Raw genomic sequence first — 21,185 nt, 5'->3', positions numbered from 1 at the left:
TAGGGACTACGATCATTCACCGCAAGCTGGGCCAGCGCGACGAGGAGATCGCCGTCTTGCGACACTGGACTGCTAGTTGCCCACTAGAGCGCCGAGAGGGTACCCGGACCTAGGAACGCCTCCATAAACTCACGACCAGCTGGTCAGGTAGCACTCAAAACTAGTACGGAACTTCAGTCTTGCGCTCGTGGCTGTGGGCCTGAACGTGCCTCGTCGTCACCACTTCCAGCGCGCTTACTCCGCGGGGCGCCTGAGACCCATTCGGTCCCATGCGCGGCTTGCCGCGCGCTTAAAACGCTCGTTGCAGTGGACGCTGCAGACGTGGCGGTCACGATGAACCCAGTGCGCACTCCGGCTGACTGAAGCGTCACACCAGATGCACTTCTCACCTCCATTGGCGCGTCCTTCTGGGTGCGCGAGGGAAGTGTTGAACCATTCCCAGTAATCGCCTGTAGGACCGACTTCGGCTTGCGTAAGTACCCAATCCGGGAGTTTCCGTCGCGAGACTCCGGCTTGTGAAATGCGGCTTCGGAGGGCCTCTTCACTCAGGGATAGACGAGAGATGAAGTCTTCTTCTGTGATGATTTCCAGGGGCTGACCGGCATCGACGAGGTCGAACGCCTTCTGCAGCTTAGCGGAGAAGTTTGCCCCGGGACGGAAAGTACGTTCGTCGAAGTCGCCAGTAACCAGGATCGTCGTCTTCTTGTTGACGTTCGACTGTGCCAATCCTCCATGCTCCACTACTAATCGGCGTGCCTCATCACGGATCATAATTTTCAGTGCGCCAGTGAAGCAGACCGCTTGATCGATGAATCCGGTCGCGATCAGAGGATCTGGTGATGAGTCGAGCTCGGAGGCGATCGCTTCGGCTTCATCGACAAAGGTGGGAACGACAGGAACAGTGAGGGAGTCCGCAAGCTGGACAGCTGATGTCGTGCTCTTCATTTGCGCCAACGCGAGGAAAACTTGCGCGGCCATCCGTGCATCCGCTAGTGGGTCATGGTGGTTGAAGTTGCCGAGTTCGAGGTGGTTGGCGACCCATGGCAGAGAGTATGACGGGACGTGGAGTGCCGCCCGCGATAGCTGAAGGGTGCACAAAGTGTTCAGCTCGGGCCAAGCCAGGTCGTACGCGCCGGTAGCATTGAGGAGCACGGACACATCGAAGCGCGCGTTGTGACCGACGAGAAGATCGCCGTCGATGAAGCGAAGCAGAGTCGGGTACAGCTGGTCCCAGGACGGTGCTTCCGAAACATCGGCTTTGGTTAGCCCGTGTACCCGTGTATTCCCTTTGTGGAATTCATCCAAGCCGGGTGGAGGCGACACTAGTGAGTGATATTCATCTACGATGGCACCATCTCTGACGCGCACTGCACCAACCGCGCATACTGAGGCACGCGATTGGTTAGCCGTTTCAAAGTCGATGGCGGTGAAATTAAGTCCGGCGGCCGCGCGATTAAAGGTCTCCATTAGATGAGAGTACCAAGATCATCGACAAGGAGATGCGGTTGATGCAGAACCAGCTCAACCGACGCCCCCACGAATGGTACTCGGCTACGCCACACCGGCCGAGGTCCTCGCCGACCTCCACATGGAACAGAACAGATTGCCTCAGCCTGTTCCTGTGTTGTACTAGACCCCTGAACTCATCCCGCCAGGTCCCCTATAAACACCAGATGGTCTGCTGAAGGAATAGTTGACTCCGTGATCTGTGCCGCCAGTGCGACGGCCTTATGGAGAAACAGTTCGTAGTCAATTGGGCTCAGTTGACCTCAGCGCGACGTACTTCGGAGAAGTCTCGTCCTGAGGAAGCCCGAACCTCGTAAACGCGGCCCAGTTCTCTGCGCTGCGTGACTCCGGTGGCAGCTCAGGACGTAGACCGTCAACCAGGGCATCGAACAGCGCTCGGTCGCGCCCTGACAATACGGTTACGGGACGTGGGCCAAACCCTTTGCGGGGCATGCTGAAGGTAGCGGAGGAAACCCGCGTGCCGGATGAAAAAATAGGCGTTGGAGGAGCCCGCGGTTTTGCTTGTCATGTCGGCGAGCGCGGGCTCTGAAATGAACAAGGGGAGGCGATCCAGGCTCTTGGCCGCTTGAGCGGCTGCTTCATGCAGCTTGAGGCTCTTCAGCAAGTCGGGACTCAGTTTCATTTATGCTCTCTCGCAGGAAACGGCTTGCTCGAATGGAGATGCCCCTCTATAAAGCGCGGCGTTTCGCAACTTCGAGTACCGTCGAGATCTCCTTCTGGATCAGGATCGGGACGCCTAGGCCGTCCAGGTTCTGGCGGCCGAGCCAGTCGAGCGCTTCTGCCCGCGTCCAGGAATCGACGCCGATGTACTGGGCGAGCGCGACGGTCGCGGTCCGTGACAGGCCAATCGACATGAGCACGACCTCGCTGGTTCGCGAGACGCCGAGCTCGAGCATCATGGCGTAGTCAGGGCGATTGGTCGGCTCCAGGCCCAGCTCGGAGGCGTGCAGCGCCAGAAGGTCCGAATAGCAGGCGAGGTATTTGGGCGCGTGGAATCTCGCTATCGATTCGATGTCTCGCATGACGTCTCGAATGGCCTTGGCTACCGGGACGTTTGAGAAGTTTATCCGCTGCTCGATCAGACGGGCCAGGGGCAGGCCCCTCATCCAGTTGACCACGAGATTCGCAAGCTGCCACTTCCGGAGGTCTTCGCCGGGCCGGGGCGTGCCGAAGACGTCGGTCATCGTCGCACCGATTCTTACGAGCGCTTCCTGGAACCGTTGCCTCGAGTCAGGTTCCTCGGGGAGGGGGAGTTCGAGTTCGGAGGGGGTCTTTCCCGATGACTGGAAACTGGTGAGAAGCCTCTCCATCGAGATGGAGGAGATCCCGGTGTGGCGTGTCAAGAGCTCGACCGGCAGCGTCGAGTCCGTTGTCGCGCGCCCGATGGCCGCTTCGATCTCCTCGCGCTCCGACTTGAGCGGCACGCGATCGAGGAGTCCGTCGATCGGCTCGCCCTCCAGGCGTCGGGACGAGAGGTACGCGAAGAGGCCCTCAGCGGTGGGATCGCTGTGCACCTCGTCCGCGGAGCGGATGAACGAGAGCAGCCCGGAGGCCTCGTCCAATCCGGTGCTGACCGCGCGCCGAATGGGAGACCGTTTCCGTGTCAGGGGGAGATTCGGCCAGATGTCGTCGTCGTCCGTGTCGATGCACACGACGTTGCCTTCGAACTCCTTGCCCCAGCGGCCCGCTCGTCCCGCCAGGTTCCAGAAGTCCGCCTCGCTCAGCGGATGGCCGATGCCCTTCTGCGGGTTGCGCATGAAGATCGTGCGGCAAGGCAGGTTGACTCCCTCGAGGAGCGTCGAAGTGCACACCAGATAGTGGATCTTGCCTTCGCCGAAGAGCCGTTCGATCTCGGAGCGCACGACGAGGGGCATGTTCCCGTAGTGGAAGGCGACCCGCCGCTCTAGGACGTCCGCGAGAAGGTACTTGCTGTGCACCGCGGTCTTGATGAGATCTATCAGATCGTCGATCTCCTGGTCGATCTCCTCCGACGGCGGCAGCTGCTCGAACACCACCTTCGCGACCTTTTCCGCATCGCTGGCTGTGTTTATGTAGATCACGTTGCCCGGTGTGTTCCCGGCCAGCGCATGGGCGACGAGAGCGGTCCTCATCGGGACGTTCGTCGCGCGCTGGGCCAGGGTGATCTCGCCCAGCCGGTGGCGGTTACCGTTCGCCACGAGGGAAACTGCTCGGCGCTGAGGCTTTCGGTAGACGCCTTCGACCCAGACGAGATTCTGATTGACGGTCACAGCTTCCGATACGAAGTAGCCTGAACGCCGGTCGGATCCCGCGTCCTCGATGAGGATCTCGGGATTGGAGCTCAACGGGCTCGCGAACAGCACTTGCGCGCCCGGACTGCGGCGGATGGTGCGCTCGATCGCCTGCTGCAGGAGCACTCCGCGAGCATCGCTGCCCAAGGACTGCGATTCGTCTACGAACAGCAGGTCAACAATAAGCAAGGGGAACAACTCCAAGGCGAGGTGGAGCCTTTCCTGCGTTACCACAAGGATCGAGCGCGTGGAATCCGCGAGCTCGGGATCCCACGGCATTGTGAAGACGCCGACGTTCGCGGCTGCTTCCGCACGAAGGTCGCGCGAGACTTCCTCGATCAGAGCGCGCGTGGGTACGAGATACACCAGGGTGAACAAGTCCTTGCGCCTGGCGATCTCCAAGAAGTGCTCCCGGATGATCCTGGACTTTCCTGCTGAGGTGGGCGCGGAGATGCTCAGCCAGTCGTTGTTATCCACGGCGTCCCAGAACATTCCTTGGAACGGATTGACGGATAGCGTCCGACCGTCCGACAGAGTGATCGAATGGTCAATTCGGCTTCGTATGACCTCCATTTGGAGCAACGCCGGCAGCTCGAGCCAGGCGTCGGCCGAGACTCGGTCCCGGGCCTCCGCGAGTTCCACAGCCGGATGGTTTCCGGTGCGTTCGAGTAGAGCTGTGGCTGCAGCTCGGTGCGCGGCGTCGGCATCGGGTGCCAGCATGCACGCTGTCGCGATCCTGAGGGTCGCGGACTGAGCGCGTTCCGACTGCGCAGAGGTGATCGCGCTGGCGTAGAGCAATGCGAAGTTCCAGTCGATCGACGGCGACTCTTCGTCCCATTGGATCGTCGAGAACTCGTTGCGCATCGTCAGCTTTCGCGACGCTTCAAGGATGTCACGGAACTTGTGGGACCCGAAGACCGTGTTCTCGAGGGCGGCCATTCCTGTCATAGCGCTCCCATTCGCTTCAGGACCCGCGTGCGCAGAGCGCTGACGTCGGGCATTGGGATGCAGAAGAGGTCGATGTTCACTCCGACGAGATCGAACTCTTCAAGACGGCTGCCGACGGTTTCATGCCAGCGGCCGACCTGCTTGGACAGATCTTGGCGCTCTTGGTCATCGAGGGCAGAGATGTTCGGGTACTTCTCGTGGTCGAATCCCACTAGGCAAACTCCGTTCCATCTCACGCGAAGTGTTTTCGGATTCGATTCGTCGAAGTACTCCAGAAGATGCGCGGCCAGCTCGGCTTGCGACACGTTCAGATGATCTCTGACCAGGAGCAAATCGCGCTTGCGTTCCTCGGCGCCTTCGTCCTTCAGGAACGGGGCGATGCTCTCGAAGCAGTCCTTGAACGCCGACGAGCTCGACTGGTAGAGCTTGGACTCGCCCCAGTAGACGTCCAGAACTCCGTCATCAGCGAGACTGGCGTGGATTCCGTCGGAGCCATGGACATGCATCGCCGAGCTCGTTTTCAGCGGCATCTTTGAGATGAGCTGCGGTCGTCGCAGGACGCGTTCGAGTAGAAGAAAGAGGAGAAGTTCGCCGCCTTCGCCGGAGCCGGTCGATTTTACGAAGAGGTCTCTGGCCTGCTCGTTCAGGCTTACAATCGGGGCGGTCGACCCGGTCCGCCCGCATTCCGCGAATGCCCAGTCGATCTTGTGCCGAGGGATGCAGAAGTCAACAGCTGCATCGGCCATAGCACCTGCCAGTTGCTCCACGGCAGGCATACCGTTCATATCGTGAGCAAGGAAGTGAGTCCTGACCAGAGTAGAAGTGTCCGGGACCGTGACCGCGTCTTCGAACGGGGGCAGGAAACTAAGCAGGGCCTGGTTTTCGCCGCGCACGAGTGCCTGAAACCGTTCAACGACCGACGCCGCTTCCACCATTGAACCCCCAAGGAAACGAAACCAGACCTGAGCAGGGGTCCTGCCACGCTGCACAATGGTGTGAAGCGTATCATGATCAGATGGAACAAATAGCGGTCGGGCAGATGTCCGATAGGCAGCTAGTCAGAACGAGAGGGCCTATCGACGCCTCACCTAATACCCAACTCAATCACCCGTGACGCAGCACCTCTGACCGGCCACACTCGAAACAGGTGAATCGCCCGATTCCCCGCTAGGAACAGGGAACCCGAGACGCTCCACGACTTTGAGAAAAACCCGCTCTGATCAGGGATTCTCCAAGGGGTCGTAGATTCAATCCAGGCATTCATTTTTCAGGGAGATGCCCACGACGCAGCTCCCAACGTTCGTCTGAGCCCGCAACGCGGAGATACTTAACCTGCCGCTGGCGAGATCTGAGCTGGTCATAGACCTCTCATTGCTGGAACTTCCATCGGGGCGGCTCGCGTTGCTGCTCGCTGAAAGACGAAAGCCTAAGGCAACTGACGTCGATCAGATCCTCACTGCCCCTCCGCCCGGTGATGCCCGAACACCAGGCTCGTCTGCGTATGTGCGATCAGCTGGTCCGACAGATGCTCCTCGATGTATCGATGCAGACCAGTCGGGTGAGCGGTCGCGATGTGCACGAGCAGATCGCGTTCGCCGGAGACCTGGAACACCTCGAGGGTCGCGGCGACCCCGAGCAGCCGCTCGATGAGCTGGTTCAACTGCGACCGCCCCAGGGGTGTCACCCGCACGGCGATCATGCCGAAGACGTGCAGGCCCAACATCTCGTAGTTGATCTCTGCACGGAACCCGGTGATTACTCCGCGACTCTTCAGCGCGTTGACCCTGCCCAGGCACGTCGACGGGGCCAATCCGACTCGCTCGGCCAGGTCCTTATTGGAGATCCGGGCATCGGAGCTGAGCACGCGCAGGATCGCCAGATCCACCTCGGCGAGGGGGATTTCGTTCGAATCTGCCCGGTAATTCGCGATGAGATCCGCATTCACCATCAAGAATCACGTCCTTTGCCGCTGATAATTCGATACACACAGATCCTATCCGCTGATTGTGTAGCCTGAGGGGAGAATCCGACAGTGGAAGGCAGCAGATGGCGACCCTTGACCGCGCCGAGTGCGAACGTCGCGACCGCAATGACCCGCTGCGGGAACTCCGTCACGAGTTCCTCCTGCCCGACGGCGTCATCTACCTCGACGGGAACTCCCTCGGCGCGCGTCCTCGCGGTGCTGCCGAACGCGCCCGCGAAGTCATCGAGGACGAGTGGGGGACCGGCCTCATCCGGTCGTGGAACACCGCGGGCTGGTTCGAGCTGCCCGTGAGGCTCGGCGAGAAGATCTCCGGCCTCATCGGAGGCGGCGCCGGAACCACCGTCGTCACCGATTCCACCTCGATCAACCTGTTCAAAGCCGCTTCCGCCGCACTGCGGATACAGGCCGTCGATGCGCCGGACCGGCGAGTGATCCTCACTCAGCGGGAGAACTTCCCCTCCGACATCTACATGCTCCAGGGACTGGCCGAACAGCTCGGAGCCGGCTACGAGGTCCGGCTAGTCGACGACGCCGAGGTGACGGCCGGCTACCCGAACACGCGTATTGACGACGTGGCCCTGGTCGTCCTCACTCACGTCAACTACCGCACGGGCAGGCTCTTCGACCTCGAGTCGACGACCGCAGCCGTCCACGCCGCTGGCGCGCGGGTGATCTGGGACCTCTGCCATTCGGCCGGTGCGCTCGAGATCGACCTGGCCGGAGCCGGTGCCGACATGGCTGTCGGCTGCACCTACAAGTTCCTCAACGGGGGACCGGGCTCCCCGGCATTCATCTGGGTCGCCGAGGCGCTGCAGGACCGGTTCACCCAACCCCTGTCCGGGTGGTGGAGCCACGAGAATCCCTTCGAGATGTCACCCGAGTACACTCCTGCCGCAGGCAGCCGGCGATACCTGACCGGGACGCAGGGCATTGTGTCGATGTCCGTGGCCGAGGTGGGCCTCGACATCTTCGGCCGCGTCGACATGGCCGCGGTGAGGGCGAAGTCGCTTCAGCTCAGCGATGCGTTCATCGAGCTCGTCGAAGCGCGGCTGTCCGACCACCCGATCGAGATCGTCACGCCCCGGGAGCATGAGCACCGTGGCTCCCAGGTCTCGATCGCCCACCCGGAGGGCTTCGCCGTCATGAGCGCACTGATCGAGCGCGGGATCATCGGTGACTACCGCGAGCCGTCCGTGCTCCGCTTCGGCCTGACCCCGCTCTACCTCGGATTCGCCGAGGTGTGGGACACCGTCGAGGCCCTGCGCGACATCCTCGACAACCACCTCTGGGACGCCCCGCAGCACAAGGTGCGCGGAGCCGTGACGTGAGCGCCACCGTTGCGGACCTCGAGGACGCCGCCTTCGCTCGCCTCACCGAGGCGGGGGAACGGCTCCCTGCCGGCTCTGCCATGCGTCATGACTACGGACCCCACCCCGACCAATTCGTCGAGGTCCACGGAGACGTGGCCGGCGCCTCGGCGGTGGTGGTCTTCGTCCACGGTGGGTACTTCCGGGAGGGAATCGATCTCGCCCATGCCCGTCCGCTCGCGAAGTGCCTCGCCGAGGCGGGCGCGGCCTGCGTGCTCGTCGAATACCGGAGGGCAGGCGGACGTCCGCACTGCCTCGTCGACGTCAGCGCCGCCCTTGATTTCACTCTGGAGTCCCTGCCGGTCTGGGGCCTCGACGCCGAAGTGCCGCTGACGATCTCCGGTCATTCCGCCGGCGGTTGCCTGGTCCTGGCCTGGGCGTCATACCTTGGCGAAATGGGACCGTCGGTGAGACTGCGTCCGCTCGCTCCGATCACTGACCTGTTCCGAGAAGCCACCGAGGGCCTGGGCGACGGTGCGGTGCTCGACTACATGGGGGTGCGGCCGGAGGAGGACCTGGACGCCTACCTCGAGGAGGATCCGCGGTCGCGGGCCGTGCTCATTCCCAACCGGGTCGATGTTCTCACCCTCCACGGGGATGCCGATTGCGTCGTCGATATCGGCTTCTCCCGGACGTTCCCTGCGCGCCTGCGCGAACTGGCCGGGGCGAACCATGCCGATCTCGTCGATCCGGATTCTGCCTACTTCCCGACGCTGGTCGAGGCCCTCCTCGGGGCAGAGGGTGAAGGTTCCTCAAGGTAGGCCTCACAAGGGTCGGCGATGCAGACAGCTTCCACCGCCGGCGTGGGGCCGATGCAATCAATTGCCGTGGACGACGGCCGCTTCCACATGCGCGGCCGCAGGTGCCGCGCACCGGGTGCGGATCCGGCCGAAGAGATCGACGCTCGTGCTGCCCGGCCAGTCGGCGGGCAGAGCCGACGGCGGTAGGCCGGGGTCGACGTAGGGGATGGCCTTCCAATCGTCGACGCAGCGCAGCTGGGTGAGGAACGCCGAACGCAGCTCGGCCGGTTCCGTCGGAGCCGAACCCGAGCGCGGCTTTTGTGCGTCCGGGGCCGTGCCGGGAGCGCTCGCCTCGGCGAGGTCCGGAACCAGGTGCTGGTACCTGTCCACGAACTCCTCATGCCGGGCCGCTAGCTTTTCGAGGTCCCACCACTGGGCGGCCGCCTCGGCGAAGGAGCCCGGAGTCGACGGCGTCTCGGTGATGAAGATCGTCGCCGCTCCTCGCACCGACAGCATGTCGAGCAGCTCCTCGGCCTCCGGGCGAAGATGGGCCGGAGCGATCCACAGACCGTCGGCGACGGCACCGAATCCCAGTCCCGCCAGCCCGCGGCGCAGCTGCGTGCGCCGGGGCCGATCGACTTCGGGCAGGGAGTAGGAGATGAGGCACCACGGGTCGGTCTCGGCCTGGACCCGATAGGAGAAGATCCTCCGGTCCCCGCGCTCGAGGCCCGTCACCGCGGCTGGGTCGAGACGGTACCCGGCGACCCCGTCGCGCTTCTCGGCGAGGAACAGGTTCCGCTCCTGTCCCGGATTCGCACTGACTCTCGACACGGCGCTGCGCACGCTCGTCGGGGAGATCCCGGCGTCGGCGAGTAGGCCAGTCAGCGCCGAGATCGGAATCCAGTCGCCGAGCTCACGTAAGTGCAGGCCGACGAACGTGCGCAGCAGCGCGGTCGCCGAACCCGGCGTCGCATCGGGACCGGCGATGGGACTCAGCGCCCCTCGGCGTCGGCGGTGCCGGCACCCATCGGGCACCCGCTCGACGTGGTTCGAGCCTCGGTGCGGTCGGCGGTCGGGCCGTCGATCATGGTCCGGATCTCGAACAGCTCGGGGAAGAAGGTGAGGTCGAGCGCCTTCTGCAGGAATCCCACGCCGCTCGACCCGCCGGTGCCGCGTTTGTGCCCGATGATCCGCAGCACGGTCCGCATGTGCCGGTAGCGCCAGAACTGGAAGTTCTCCTCGAGGTCGACGAGCTCCTCGCAGCTTTCGTATTCGAGCCAGTAGTCCTGCGGGTTCTCGTAGATGATCCGGAATGTCTCGAGCAGATCCTCGTCGAAGGTGTGGGCATGCGTGACGTCGCGCTCGAGCAGTCGCTGGGGGACCGGCAGACCGCGCCGGGCCAGGAAGCGCAGGAACTCGTCGTAGACACTCGGTTCACGAAGGTGCTTCTCGAGCTGCGCCCTCGCCTCGGGTTCGCCGTCGAAGACCGGCAGCATTCCCGCGTTCTTGTTGCCGAGGAGGAACTCGACCGCCCGGTACTGCCAGGACTGGAAGCCCGAGGACTGGTCGAGTTGGTCGCGGAACCCGACGTACTCGCTCGGGGTCAGCGTCGCGAGCACCGACCATTGCTCGGTGAGCGTCTTCTGGATGTGCTTGACCCGGGCGATTCGCTTGAGCGCCGGCTGGAGCCGATCCTCGCGGATGAGATCGCGGGCGTCGAGGAGTTCGTGGATGACGAGCTTGAGCCACAGCTCCGTGGTCTGGTGCTGGATGATGAACAGCAGCTCGTCATGGTGGACCGGGTCGCTGACAGGGTTCTGGGCGCTCAGCAGCAGATCGAGGTCGAGATACGACCCGTAGGTCATCCGCCCCTTGAGGTCCCGGTGGATGCCGTCTTCGAGGCGACGTTCGTTCGTCTCGGCGGTCTGCGCGTCGTGGCTCATGGCCTCAGTCTATTGCAGAAATCGTCCGGACGGACATTTTCTGCACCGAGGTGGCGCGGCCAGGGCCGCTGGGCTCAGATCGGGACGCGCCCTCAGATCAGGGCGCCGCGCACCGTGGTCTCGAACTCGCGGACGTGCTCGGCTGCGAGCTGCTCGGAGCGGTCCTCATCGCCGGCGAGCACCGCCTTGAGCAGATCCGTGTGTTCGCGGATGTGCCGGGTGACGTCGGGAATGCGGGGCAGCACGAGGCACCAGATCCGCGTCGCCAGATCGTCGAGGCGGACCAGCGACTCCTTGAGGTGAGGATTCTCGACGGCGGAGTAGATGAGGCGGTGAACATCGAGGTCGCGCTCCATCAGGCGGCGCGGATCGTCATCCGGGTCGAGCTCGTCGATGGCGGTGATCGTGTCGGCGAACTGCTCGCGCAGCTCCGGCGTGAGGTTCGCAGCCGCCCGGCGGGCCGCCAGGGGTTCGAGGACCACGCGCATCTCGGAGATCGCGGCCAGATCGGTGATGTCGACGTTGGAGGCGAAGGTTCCCCGCCGCGGGAAGGAGACGACGAGGTGATCGCGTTCGAGATGCTTCAGCGCTTCCCGCACCGGCGTCCGGCCCACTTCGAGTTCGGCGCTCAGGGCCGCCTCGTTGATGGCTTCACCTGGGGCGATGTCGAGCATGATGAGGCGATGGCGAATCGTCTCATAGGCCCGCTGGGCCAGCGATATCGTCTGTGATTCCTTCTCGACCACCGGCTGCTCCTCTTCGCATTGGTATCTGTCCGAAGAAATCCTGAAACCCTCTGGACAAAGCTGGTCAACAGTTCCTAGACTACAGGAACACAACTGATATATTAGTTGTAGATCAACGGATCGAAGGAGATCAAATGACACAGCAGCTCGCAGACCAGGCAGCGACGCTCGAAGGAACCGGAAACGACAACACCGTGGCAGGTGGTGGTCAGTCCACCTCGGCTCGATTCGAGAGCCGGGAGCCGATCGAACTGAGCGCGCCGATCGGCGAGCTCGACCCCGAGATCGCCGGACTCATCGACCTCGAACTCGGACGTCAGCGCGAGGGGCTGGAGATGATCGCCTCCGAGAACCACACCGCGACCGCCGTCATGGCCGCGCAGGGCTCGGTGCTGACCAACAAGTACGCCGAGGGCTACCCAGGCCGTCGCTACTACGGCGGCTGCGAGCACGTCGACGAGGTCGAACGCCTCGCCATCTCCCGCGTCAAGGACCTCTTCGGAGCCGCCTACGCCAACGTCCAGCCCCACTCGGGTGCGCAGGCGAACGCTGCGGTCATGCACGCTCTCATCCGCCCCGGCGACACCGTGCTCGGACTCGACCTCGCCCACGGCGGTCACCTCACCCACGGAATGAAGCTCAACTTCTCGGGCCGCCTGTACAACATCGTCGCCTACGGCGTCGCCGGTGAGACCCACCGCGTCGACATGGCCGAGGTCGAGCGCCTCGCCAACGAGCACAAGCCCAGCCTCATCGTCGCCGGATGGTCCGCCTACACCCGCCACCTCGACTTCGCCGAGTTCCGCCGCATCGCGGACGCCGTCGGCGCCTACCTCATGGTCGACATGGCCCACTTCGCCGGCCTCGTCGCCGCCGGGCTCCACCCCAACCCGGTTCCGCACGCACACGTCGTCACCTCGACGACCCACAAGACGCTCGGCGGACCGCGCGGAGGCATCATCCTCAGCAGCACCCCGGAGATCGCGAAGAAGGTCAACTCCGCAGTGTTCCCCGGTCAGCAGGGTGGACCGCTCGAACACGTGATCGCCGGCAAGGCTGTGGCCTTCGGCCTCGCAGCCACCGAGAACTTCGCCGAGAAGCAGGCCCGGACTCTGGCCGGTGCCTCCGAACTCGCCCGCCGCCTCACCGAGCCCGACGTCACCGAGCGCGGAATCGGCGTCGTCACCGACGGCACCGACGTCCACCTCGTCCTCGTCGATCTGCGGAACTCCGCCCTCGACGGACAGCAGGCCGAGGACCTCCTCGCCGAGGTGGGGATCACCGTCAACCGCAACGCCGTGCCGTTCGACCCGCGCCCCCCGATGGTCACCTCGGGCCTGCGGATCGGCACCCCGGCACTGGCCAGCCGCGGATTCGGCTCTGACGCCTTCGCCGAGGTCGCCGACATCATCGCGGAGACCCTCAAGGCGGGAACCGCCGAAGGCGGAGCCGACGCTGCCGTACTGGCCCAGCTGGCCGAGCGCGTCACCGCACTCGCCGACGCCCACCCTCTCTACCCGCACCTCGACTCGATCGGAGCCCGCTGATGGCAGACATGCTCCCGGAGCACCCGGATTTCCTCTGGCGCAACCCGGACCCCAAGCCCTCCTATGAGGCAGTCATCATCGGTGGAGGCGGACACGGTCTCGCCACCGCCTACTACCTCGCGAAGAACCACGGGATGACGAACATCGCCATCCTCGAGCGGGGCTGGCTGGCCGGTGGAAACATGGCCCGCAACACGACCATCATCCGGTCGAACTACCTGTGGGACGAGTCGGCTGCCATCTACGAGCACTCCCTCAAACTGTGGGAGCAGCTGCCCGAGGAGCTCGAGTACGACTTCCTGTTCTCCCAGCGCGGCGTGCTCAACCTCGCCCACACCCTCCAGGATGTGCGCGAGTCCCGCCGCCGGGTCAATGCCAACGTCCTCAACGGCGTCGACGCCGAATGGCTCGACCCGCAGCAGGTCAAAGAAGTCTGCCCGATCATCAACATCGGCGACGACATCCGCTACCCCGTCATGGGCGGCACCTACCAGCCGCGCGCCGGCATCGCCAAGCACGATCACGTCGCCTGGGCATTCGCCCGCAAGTGCGATGAGATGGGTGTGGACATCATCCAGAACTGTGAGGTCACCGACCTCATCACGATCGGCGGCAAGGTCATCGGCGTCGAGACCACCCGTGGCCGCATCGCCACGGAGAAGGTCGGAATGAACATCGCCGGCGACTCGGCGGGACTCGCGGAGAAGGCTGGCGTCCGCCTGCCCATCCAGACGCACCCGCTGCAGGCGCTCGTGTCCGAGCTCTTCGAACCCGTCCACCCGACCGTCGTGATGTCCAACCACGTCCACGTCTACGTCTCCCAGGCGCACAAGGGCGAACTCGTCATGGGCGCCGGCGTCGACGCCTACAACGGCTACGGCCAGCGAGGCGGCTTCCACGTCATCGAGGAGCAGCTCTCGGCCGCGGTCGAACTGTTCCCGATCTTCTCCCGCGCGCACCTGCTGCGGACCTGGGGCGGAAACGTCGACGTCACCCTCGACGCTTCGCCGATCGTCTCGACGACCGAGGTCGAGGGACTGTTCGTCAACTGCGGTTGGGGCACCGGCGGGTTCAAGGGCACCCCGGGAGCGGGCTACTCGTTCGCTCACACGGTCGCCACAGGCACCCCGCACGAGCTCAATGCGCCGTTCCAGCTCGAGCGCTTCGAGACCGGCCACCTCATCGACGAACACGGCGCCGCCGCCGTGGCGCACTGACTTCCAAGGACTGACAATGCTGCTCATCGAATGCCCGAACTGCGGGCCCCGGGACGAAACCGAATTCCATTACGGGGGACAGGCCCACGTGGCCTACCCCGAGGACCCCTATGCCCTGTCCGACAAGGAATGGGCCGAGTACCTCTTCTACCGTGACAACACCCGCGGTCTCTACGCCGAACGGTGGAGCCACAGCCTCGGCTGCCGCAAATGGTTCAACGCCGTGCGTGACACCGTCACCTACGAGATCAAGACCGTCTATCCCATGGGAGCGCCCTGCCCCGTGGACCTGCGGACGGGGGAGCGGATCCGCACCGATGCGGATTCCGGCGCCGAGGCGGGTGCCGGGTCCAACGGCTCCACCGACACTACCATTGAAAGCGAGGTGGGCCGATGAGCTCCGCACGCCTGGACCACGCCACCGGTATCGACACCGAGCGTCCCATCACCTTCACCCTCGACGGCCAGTCGATCAGTGGTTTCGCCGGTGACACCATCGCCAGCGCCGCGATCGCCGCCGGCCGCCTCGAGTGCGGCAACTCCACCTACCTCGGACGAGCCCGCGGCATCCTCGGCGCCGGAGTCGAAGAGCCCAATGCGCTCGTGCGCGTGCACGGCTGGGCCCCCGGTGACTCGAGCGAATCGATGCTGCCGGCCACCCGCGTCGAGATCGTCGACGGACTCGAAGCCGATTACCTCTCCGGCCTCGGCGTCCTCGACCCCGCCGGTGACGACCTCGTCTACGAGCACAAGCACGTCCACACCGACGTCCTCATCGTCGGCGCCGGCCCCGCCGGTCTCGCCGCCGCCCGGGAAGCAGCCAAGGGTGGGGCCCGCGTCCTGCTCATGGACGACGGTGCGCTGCCCGGAGGCTCGCTGCTCTCGTCCCGTGGTGAGCAGATCGACGAGGCGCCCGCCGCCGAGTGGATCACCACCGCCCTCGACCAGGCGGGCTCGTCCGACGAGTTCACCTACCTGCCCCGCACGACGGTCTTCGGCTCCTACGACTCGAACTACTTCGTCGCCCTCGAGGACCGCACCGCCCTGCTCGCCGCCGACCCCGCGTCGACCCCGATCAGGCAGCGCGTGTGGCACGTGCGCGCCCAGCAGGTCGTGCTCGCCACCGGCGCTCACGAGCGTCCCATCGTGTTCGCGAACAACGACCGCCCGGGCATCCTGCTCGCGTCGGCCGTGCGGACCTACCTCAACCGCTATGGCGTCGTCGCCGGTTCGCACGTCGCCGTCGCGACCACGAACGACTCCGCCTACGAGCTCGTCTCCGACCTCCACGCCGCGGGCATCGACGTCCCCGTCGTCGTCGACTCCCGTCCGGAGGCCTCCGAGTTCGCCCAGTCGGTCATCGACTCCACCGGAGTGAGCGTGCTCTTCGGCTCGTCGGTCCTCGACACCGCCTCGGCGCAGGAATTCACCGGACGAATCAGCCACATCCTGGTCACCGGTCTCGACGCCGACGGCGTTGCCACCGGCGAGACCGAGTGGGTCGAGACCGACCTGCTCGCCGTCTCCGGCGGATTCTCCCCGGTCATCCACCTGCACGGCCAGCGTCGCGGAGCCACCCAGTGGCGCGAGGACGTCGCCGGCTTCGTCCCCGCGGCTCCCGTTCGCAACCAGCACACCGCGGGTGCGATCAACGGTGACTACTCCCTGGCCGACGCCCTCGAGCAGGGCGCGATGGCCGGTCGCGAAGCCGCCACCTCGGCGGGCTTCCCGGGCGGACTCGAGATCCCGAAGGCCGAGCGCCGCACGCAGGGACCTGTGCGTCCTCTGTGGCTGGTCACCTCGGCGTCTGCCGGTGACGACGTCGCCGCGACGCAGTTCGTCGACCTGCAGCGCGACCAGAGCGTGGCCGACGTCCTGCGCGCAATGGGCGCGGGCATGCGCTCGGTCGAGCACATCAAGCGCTACACCTCGATCTCGACGGCCAACGACCAGGGCAAGACGAGCGCGGTCAACGCGATCGGCGTCATCGCCCAGGTGCTCGGTTCCGACGACATCCCGAGCGTCGGACACACCACCTTCCGTGCCCCCTACGCGCCGGTGAGCTTCGCCGCGCTGGCCGGACGCCGCAAGGGTGTCCTCTTCGACGCGGCCCGCGTCACCTCGATCCAGCCGTGGCACGTCGCCAACGGCGCGGAGTTCGAGGACGTCGGACAGTGGAAGCGGCCCTGGTACTACCCGAAGCCGGGTGAGGACATGGACGCGGCAGTGCTGCGCGAGTGCCGCGCCGTGCGCGAATCGGTCGGCTTCCAGGACGCCTCGACGCTGGGCAAGATCGAGATCCGCGGTTCCGATTCGGGTGAGTTCCTCAACCGCATCTACACCAACGGGTTCAAGAAGCTCGGCGTGGGCAAGGCCCGCTACGGCTTCATGTGCACCCCCGACGGGATGGTCTACGACGACGGCGTGACCCTGCGCCTCGCTGACGACCGGTACTTCATGACGACGACCACCGGCGGCGCCGCGAAGGTCCTCGAATGGCTCGAGGAATGGCACCAGACCGAATGGCCGGAGCTCGACGTCGTGTTCACCTCGGTGACGGAGCAGATCGCGACCGTGGCCGTCGTGGGACCGAAGTCCCGCGAGGTCATCGCCGAGATCGCACCGGACATCGATGTGTCCCAGGACGCCTTCAAGTTCATGGAGTTCCGCGAGACGACGCTGCCCGGCGGCATCCCCGCCCGGATCTGCCGCATCTCCTTCTCCGGTGAACTCGCCTTCGAGATCAACGTCGAGACCTTCTACGGTCTCCACGTCTGGGAAGCCGTCGCCGCAGCCGGGGCGAAGTTCGACATCACCCCGTACGGCACGGAGACCATGCACGTGCTGCGCGCCGAGAAGGGCTTCATCATCGTCGGTCAGGACACCGACGGCACGGTCACCCCGCAGGACGCGGGCATGGAGTGGATCGTGTCGAAGGCCAAGGACTTCATCGGCAAGCGCTCCTACACCCGGGAAGACACGGCCCGCGAGGACCGCAAGCAGCTCGTCGGCGTCCTGCCGGTCGACGGATCGACCCGCCTCGTCGAAGGTGCGCAGCTCGTCGCCGCCGGCACCGAGGTCAACATCGAAGCGGGTCCGGTCCCGATGGTCGGACACGTCACCTCCTCCTATGACTCTGCGATCCTCAACCGCCCGTTCGGTCTCGCGCTCGTCGAGGACGGCCGCAACCGGATCGGTGAGATCGTCCGCACCCCGGTCGACGGCGGCCTCGTCGACGTCGAGATCACTTCACCCGTCTTCTACGATCCAGAAGGGAACCGCCGCGATGGCTGACACGATGACCACCAATGAGGTGGATGCACTCGACGCACTGCGCGTCTCCCCGGCGGCCCACCTGGCCGACGAGATGGAAGCGGTGAGCCGGTCCTCCGTGAGCGGAGAAGGCGGCCAGGCCGTGAGCCTCCGGGAGATCCCGTTCACGGTCCAGCTCGGACTCCGGGCGGTCCCCGGAAGCGAGTCGGCCCAGGCCATCGAGTCCAGCCTCAGCGTGACGCTGCCGACGGCCGTCGGTGAGGTCACCGGCGATCCCGACGGGCTCCACGTCATCTGGCTGAGCCCGGATGAGTTCCTCTCCGTCGACGTCTCCCGCCGGCAGCAGCCCGGAGAGACTGTCGCCGTCGAGGCGGCCCTCGAGGGACTGCCCGGTCAGGTCGTCGACCTGTCGGCCAACCGGACGATCCTCGTGCTCGAGGGCACGGAAGCTCGTTCGGTGCTGGAGAAGACCTGCCGCGCCGATCTCCACCCGCGTGTGTTCGCGGTCGGATCCGCGCTCCTCACCCAGGTGGGGCAGGTTCCCGTGATCCTCCACCGCACCGCAGAGAACACCTATCGACTCTTCCCTCGGGCCAGCTTCGCCGAGCACCTGGTGCGCTGGCTGCTCGACGGAATGCACGAATTCACAAAGGACGCATGACATGAACGATTACATCCTCACCCTCGAATGCGACGACCGGCGTGGCATCGTCCACACCGTGACCGGCATCCTGCTCAAGCACGGCGCCGACATCCGGGAGCTCAAGCAGTTCGACGACGCCCTGAGCAAGAGGTACTTCCTCCGCGTCGAGTTCGAGCTCAGCGACAAGGGCGCCTCAGTCGACGCCCTGCGGGCCGACCTCGAAGAGTTCTCCACCGACGCCAGCGCCAGCTGGAACGTCTGGCCGAAAGAGGAGAAGCGTCGCATCCTGGTCATGGTGTCGAAGTTCTCGCACTGCCTCAACGACCTGCTCTTCCGGTCCCGCAACGGGGAGCTGCCGGTGGAGATCGCCGCCGTCGTCTCCAACCACCCCGACCACCGTGAGCTCGTCGAATGGCACCACGTGCCGTTCTTCCGGATCCCGGTGACCGCGGAGACCAAGCCCGCGGCCGAGGCGCAGCTGCTCGAACTCGTCGACCGGTTCGAGATCGACCTCGTCGTCCTCGCCCGCTACATGCAGGTCCTCTCCGACGACCTGGCGCGTGAGCTGACCGGCAAGGCGATCAACATCCACCACTCGTTCCTGCCGTCGTTCAAGGGCGCCAAACCCTACCACCAGGCCTACGAGCGCGGAGTCAAGACCGTCGGCGCGACCGCCCACTACGTCAACAGCGAGCTCGACGAGGGACCGATCATCGCCCAGCAGCTCGTCGAGGTCGACCACGCCTTCGCGCCCTCCGACCTCGTGGCCGCCGGCCGTGACGCCGAGTGCAAGGCGCTGTCCAACGCAGTGCGCTGGCACTGCGAGGGCCGTGTCTTCCTCAACGGCAAGCGCACGGTGGTTCTGCGGTGAATCCGCGGTTCGAGACGGGTGGGGACTCCCTTCGGGAGCCCACCCCCGAGAACACCGTGCGTGCGCCTGAGCCCTCGGGGGCGGCTTCGGCCGCCCCGGCAGCTCCGGCTTCCGGAGGTTCACCGGTCTCGGTCGACGAAGCACCGCTCAATCGCCTCGTCGCTCTGGTCGCCATCGCCGCGTTCGGCGGGATCTTCGTCGACGGGTACATCCTCGGCGTCATCGGCGGGGCCGTGGGCCCCGCCTCGGAGGAGCTCGGGCTCAGCTCGCTCGGCCAGGGGCTCATCGCCTCGAGTGCGCTGATCGGAATCTTCGTCAGTGGGCTGTTCTTCGGCCGGGTCGCCGACAGGTTCGGGCGCAAGCCCGTGTTCTTCTGGAACCTCGTCGGGTTCTTCGTGCTCTCGCTGGCGCAGCTGTTCGTCGTGGGAACCTGGGACCTGGTGGCCCTGCGCTTGGGCTTGGGGCTGCTCATCGGCGTCGAATACGCCGTCGGCACGGCGCTGCTGGCCGAGTTCACTCCACGTCGGCACCGCAGCGTCCTGCTCGGAAGCATCGCGGCCTTCTGGTTCGTCGGATTCATCTCCGCGTTCTTCGTGTCCCACGTCTGGCCGGAGGATGCGTGGCGGTCGCTGCTCGCCTCGAGCGCCATCCCGGCTCTCATCGTCCTCGTGATCCGCTTCGGACTTCCGGAGTCGCCGAGGTGGCTGCAGAGCAAGGGCCGCACCGAGGAAGCGCAGAGGATCATCACCTCCCGGTATGGTCCTGAGTACTCGCTGCCTCCACTGACCGAGGAGCCGAAGGCATCTGGGCTGCGTGAGTTCTTCCGGGAGAACGACTGGCGCGTCATCGTCTACTCCGGCCTGTTCTGGTTCTGCCAGGTCGGTCCGCTGTTCGCGATCTTCACCTTCATCACTCCGGTGCTGGAGCAGCTGGGATTGGCCGGCGGATTCGGGGCCGACCTGATGATGAATGGCATCCAACTGGCCGGAGCGGGACTGGGCCTGTGGCTGCTGTGGCTGCTGCCGCGGCGGACGTTCGTGATCTGGACCTTCGCGATCATGGTGGTCCTCCTCGTCTACCTCGGCCTGGCCACTGACCAGCCGGCGATGCTCACGTTCGCTGTGTTCGGGGCATTCGTCCTCATCATCACCGCGTCCAACAGCGTCCAGTACGTGTACCCGCCGGAGATGTATGAGACCCGTTTCCGGTCCACGGGCGTCGGGTTCTCGGCCGCCATCAGCCGCGTCGGTGCGGCAGGTGCGACCTATCTCTTCCCGGTGACACTCGAACATCTGGGCGTCACTTCGACGCTGCTCATCGCCGCAGCGTTCCCTGCAGTGGGCTTCATCGTCTCGCTCATGTGGGCGCCGGAGACGAAGTTCACCGCGCTCGACACGGAGAAGATCATCGCGCACTGAGGTGTGGGGCGACTGAGAACTGAATAGGCCACAGACGCAGAAGGTCGAGAGCACACGATTCGTGAGCTCTCGACCTTCTTGCTGTTGGGGGAGGGCGCTGCGCGGGGCACGCTGTTGGTGGAGGGCGCGGTGCCGGGCACGCTGTGCCCGCCACAGGCAGCGAGGTGAGTGCATCCACTGGCATCTGCGGCCGCACGCACTGCCGGCGCCGCCGTGGACCATGCCGGTGGCGGCCTGCTTGTGCGTCCCACGTTGAAGGCGACGACGGGCTGGTGCGTCGCAAGCTGAAGGCGGCAATGCGCTGGTGTGGCGCATGCCGCCGGTCGACAGGGCGCGCAGAGACAGCGCGAAGCGCCGAGAACACCCTCGATGAGGTGTTGTCGGCGCTTCAGTGCGTCCAATGCGGCTCGCCGGACCCGGACACGAGTGGGGATGACATTGACTGTTGCCAAGAAGTGAAATTGCGCGGAACAAGTTGGTTGCATTCTCACTTCTCCCTGTCGACTTGGCCGGCAAAGGCGGCAGAATGCGTCGAGCGCACCACTTCGCCTCGAAAGGCACCCGCGCACCCTATTTGCCAGGATTGTTGTGAGACAGTTCCTGGCAAATAGGGCGGGGTAGGAGGTACGGCATCATGCTCGCTGCTCAACCCGGAATCACCCCGACAGGGCGTCGCTCGTTCAATAATGAT

General features: G+C 65.1%; 16 protein-coding genes. 9 read left to right on the top strand and 7 right to left on the bottom strand.

The window, feature by feature from the left end:
* Positions 1 to 234: 234 nt before the first annotated feature.
* From RIT73_RS16210 to RIT73_RS16195, 4 genes are all read right to left on the bottom strand, one after another.
* Entirely contained in the window at positions 235 to 1,467 is a 1,233-nt protein-coding gene (locus RIT73_RS16210; RefSeq protein ID WP_309133138.1) for an exonuclease domain-containing protein, read from the bottom strand.
* Between the two features lie 728 nt (positions 1,468 to 2,195).
* Positions 2,196 to 4,745 (bottom strand): DEAD/DEAH box helicase, encoded by a 2,550-nt coding sequence (locus RIT73_RS16205; protein WP_309133137.1) that lies wholly within the window; start codon positions 4,743 to 4,745, stop codon positions 2,196 to 2,198.
* Entirely contained in the window at positions 4,742 to 5,680 is a 939-nt protein-coding gene (locus RIT73_RS16200; protein WP_309133136.1) for a DUF1837 domain-containing protein, read from the bottom strand. The genes RIT73_RS16205 and RIT73_RS16200 overlap by 4 nt, the downstream gene beginning before the upstream one ends.
* Before the next feature lie 518 nt (positions 5,681 to 6,198).
* Positions 6,199 to 6,693 (bottom strand): Lrp/AsnC family transcriptional regulator, encoded by a 495-nt coding sequence (locus RIT73_RS16195; protein ID WP_309133135.1) that lies wholly within the window; start codon positions 6,691 to 6,693, stop codon positions 6,199 to 6,201.
* Positions 6,694 to 6,791: 98 nt separating this feature from the next.
* On the opposite strand from RIT73_RS16195, the gene kynU reads away from it, so the two are divergent.
* The gene (gene kynU / locus RIT73_RS16190) at positions 6,792 to 8,057 is read left to right on the top strand and encodes a kynureninase (RefSeq protein ID WP_309133134.1); all 1,266 of its coding nucleotides are present in this window, start codon (positions 6,792 to 6,794) and stop codon (positions 8,055 to 8,057) included.
* The gene (locus tag RIT73_RS16185) at positions 8,054 to 8,857 is read left to right on the top strand and encodes an alpha/beta hydrolase (RefSeq protein WP_309133133.1); all 804 of its coding nucleotides are present in this window, start codon (positions 8,054 to 8,056) and stop codon (positions 8,855 to 8,857) included. Before kynU ends, RIT73_RS16185 begins: the two co-directional genes overlap by 4 nt.
* Before the next feature lie 57 nt (positions 8,858 to 8,914).
* On the opposite strand, the gene RIT73_RS16180 is transcribed toward RIT73_RS16185, so the two are convergent.
* From RIT73_RS16180 to RIT73_RS16170, 3 genes are all read right to left on the bottom strand, one after another.
* Entirely contained in the window at positions 8,915 to 9,871 is a 957-nt protein-coding gene (locus RIT73_RS16180) for a PaaX family transcriptional regulator C-terminal domain-containing protein (protein ID WP_309133132.1), read from the bottom strand.
* Positions 9,829 to 10,779, bottom strand: a complete 951-nt coding sequence (locus RIT73_RS16175) for a tryptophan 2,3-dioxygenase family protein (RefSeq protein WP_309133131.1) — start codon at positions 10,777 to 10,779, stop codon at positions 9,829 to 9,831. The genes RIT73_RS16180 and RIT73_RS16175 overlap by 43 nt, the downstream gene beginning before the upstream one ends.
* A gap of 92 nt (positions 10,780 to 10,871) precedes the next feature.
* Positions 10,872 to 11,525: a GntR family transcriptional regulator gene (locus RIT73_RS16170; protein WP_309133130.1), complete on the bottom strand. Its 654-nt coding sequence runs from the start codon at positions 11,523 to 11,525 to the stop codon at positions 10,872 to 10,874.
* Between the two features lie 134 nt (positions 11,526 to 11,659).
* Between RIT73_RS16170 and glyA the strand changes: the two genes are divergently transcribed.
* From glyA to RIT73_RS16135, 7 genes are read left to right on the top strand one after another with little or no spacing between them, the layout of a single operon-like run.
* On the top strand, positions 11,660 to 13,072 hold the full coding sequence (glyA, locus tag RIT73_RS16165) for a serine hydroxymethyltransferase (protein ID WP_309133129.1): 1,413 nt from the start codon (positions 11,660 to 11,662) through the stop codon (positions 13,070 to 13,072).
* The gene (locus tag RIT73_RS16160; protein ID WP_309133128.1) at positions 13,072 to 14,289 is read left to right on the top strand and encodes a sarcosine oxidase subunit beta family protein; all 1,218 of its coding nucleotides are present in this window, start codon (positions 13,072 to 13,074) and stop codon (positions 14,287 to 14,289) included. The genes glyA and RIT73_RS16160 overlap by 1 nt, the downstream gene beginning before the upstream one ends.
* A 16-nt stretch (positions 14,290 to 14,305) precedes the next feature.
* Positions 14,306 to 14,686: a sarcosine oxidase subunit delta gene (locus tag RIT73_RS16155; RefSeq protein WP_309133127.1), complete on the top strand. Its 381-nt coding sequence runs from the start codon at positions 14,306 to 14,308 to the stop codon at positions 14,684 to 14,686.
* The gene (locus tag RIT73_RS16150; RefSeq protein WP_309133126.1) at positions 14,683 to 17,583 is read left to right on the top strand and encodes a 2Fe-2S iron-sulfur cluster-binding protein; all 2,901 of its coding nucleotides are present in this window, start codon (positions 14,683 to 14,685) and stop codon (positions 17,581 to 17,583) included. Before RIT73_RS16155 ends, RIT73_RS16150 begins: the two co-directional genes overlap by 4 nt.
* Complete coding sequence (locus tag RIT73_RS16145; RefSeq protein WP_309133125.1) at positions 17,576 to 18,223, top strand: sarcosine oxidase subunit gamma family protein; 648 nt, start codon at positions 17,576 to 17,578, stop codon at positions 18,221 to 18,223. The genes RIT73_RS16150 and RIT73_RS16145 overlap by 8 nt, the downstream gene beginning before the upstream one ends.
* A 1-nt stretch (position 18,224) precedes the next feature.
* Positions 18,225 to 19,076: a formyltetrahydrofolate deformylase gene (purU, locus tag RIT73_RS16140; RefSeq protein WP_309133124.1), complete on the top strand. Its 852-nt coding sequence runs from the start codon at positions 18,225 to 18,227 to the stop codon at positions 19,074 to 19,076.
* Complete coding sequence (locus RIT73_RS16135) at positions 19,073 to 20,494, top strand: MFS transporter (RefSeq protein ID WP_309133123.1); 1,422 nt, start codon at positions 19,073 to 19,075, stop codon at positions 20,492 to 20,494. Before purU ends, RIT73_RS16135 begins: the two co-directional genes overlap by 4 nt.
* The last annotated feature ends 691 nt before the right edge of the window (positions 20,495 to 21,185 follow it).

The organism is Brevibacterium sp. (assembly GCF_031179145.1).
Classification (GTDB): domain Bacteria; phylum Actinomycetota; class Actinomycetes; order Actinomycetales; family Brevibacteriaceae; genus Brevibacterium.
Note: the sequence above shows the minus strand (reverse complement) of the source record. Positions and strands in the feature narration are given on the sequence as shown.

What these genes read in the sequence shown, in the direction of transcription:
- RIT73_RS16210 (WP_309133138.1), bottom strand. Translation starts at nt 1,467, where the DNA reads ATGGAGACCTTTAATCGCGCGGCCGCCGGACTTAATTTCACCGCCATC.
- RIT73_RS16205 (WP_309133137.1), bottom strand. Translation starts at nt 4,745, where the DNA reads ATGACAGGAATGGCCGCCCTCGAGAACACGGTCTTCGGGTCCCACAAG.
- RIT73_RS16200 (WP_309133136.1), bottom strand. Translation starts at nt 5,680, where the DNA reads ATGGTGGAAGCGGCGTCGGTCGTTGAACGGTTTCAGGCACTCGTGCGC.
- RIT73_RS16195 (WP_309133135.1), bottom strand. Translation starts at nt 6,693, where the DNA reads ATGGTGAATGCGGATCTCATCGCGAATTACCGGGCAGATTCGAACGAA.
- kynU (WP_309133134.1), top strand. Translation starts at nt 6,792, where the DNA reads ATGGCGACCCTTGACCGCGCCGAGTGCGAACGTCGCGACCGCAATGAC.
- RIT73_RS16175 (WP_309133131.1), bottom strand. Translation starts at nt 10,779, where the DNA reads ATGAGCCACGACGCGCAGACCGCCGAGACGAACGAACGTCGCCTCGAA.
- glyA (WP_309133129.1), top strand. Translation starts at nt 11,660, where the DNA reads ATGACACAGCAGCTCGCAGACCAGGCAGCGACGCTCGAAGGAACCGGA.
- RIT73_RS16160 (WP_309133128.1), top strand. Translation starts at nt 13,072, where the DNA reads ATGGCAGACATGCTCCCGGAGCACCCGGATTTCCTCTGGCGCAACCCG.
- RIT73_RS16155 (WP_309133127.1), top strand. Translation starts at nt 14,306, where the DNA reads ATGCTGCTCATCGAATGCCCGAACTGCGGGCCCCGGGACGAAACCGAA.
- RIT73_RS16150 (WP_309133126.1), top strand. Translation starts at nt 14,683, where the DNA reads ATGAGCTCCGCACGCCTGGACCACGCCACCGGTATCGACACCGAGCGT.
- RIT73_RS16145 (WP_309133125.1), top strand. Translation starts at nt 17,576, where the DNA reads ATGGCTGACACGATGACCACCAATGAGGTGGATGCACTCGACGCACTG.
- purU (WP_309133124.1), top strand. Translation starts at nt 18,225, where the DNA reads ATGAACGATTACATCCTCACCCTCGAATGCGACGACCGGCGTGGCATC.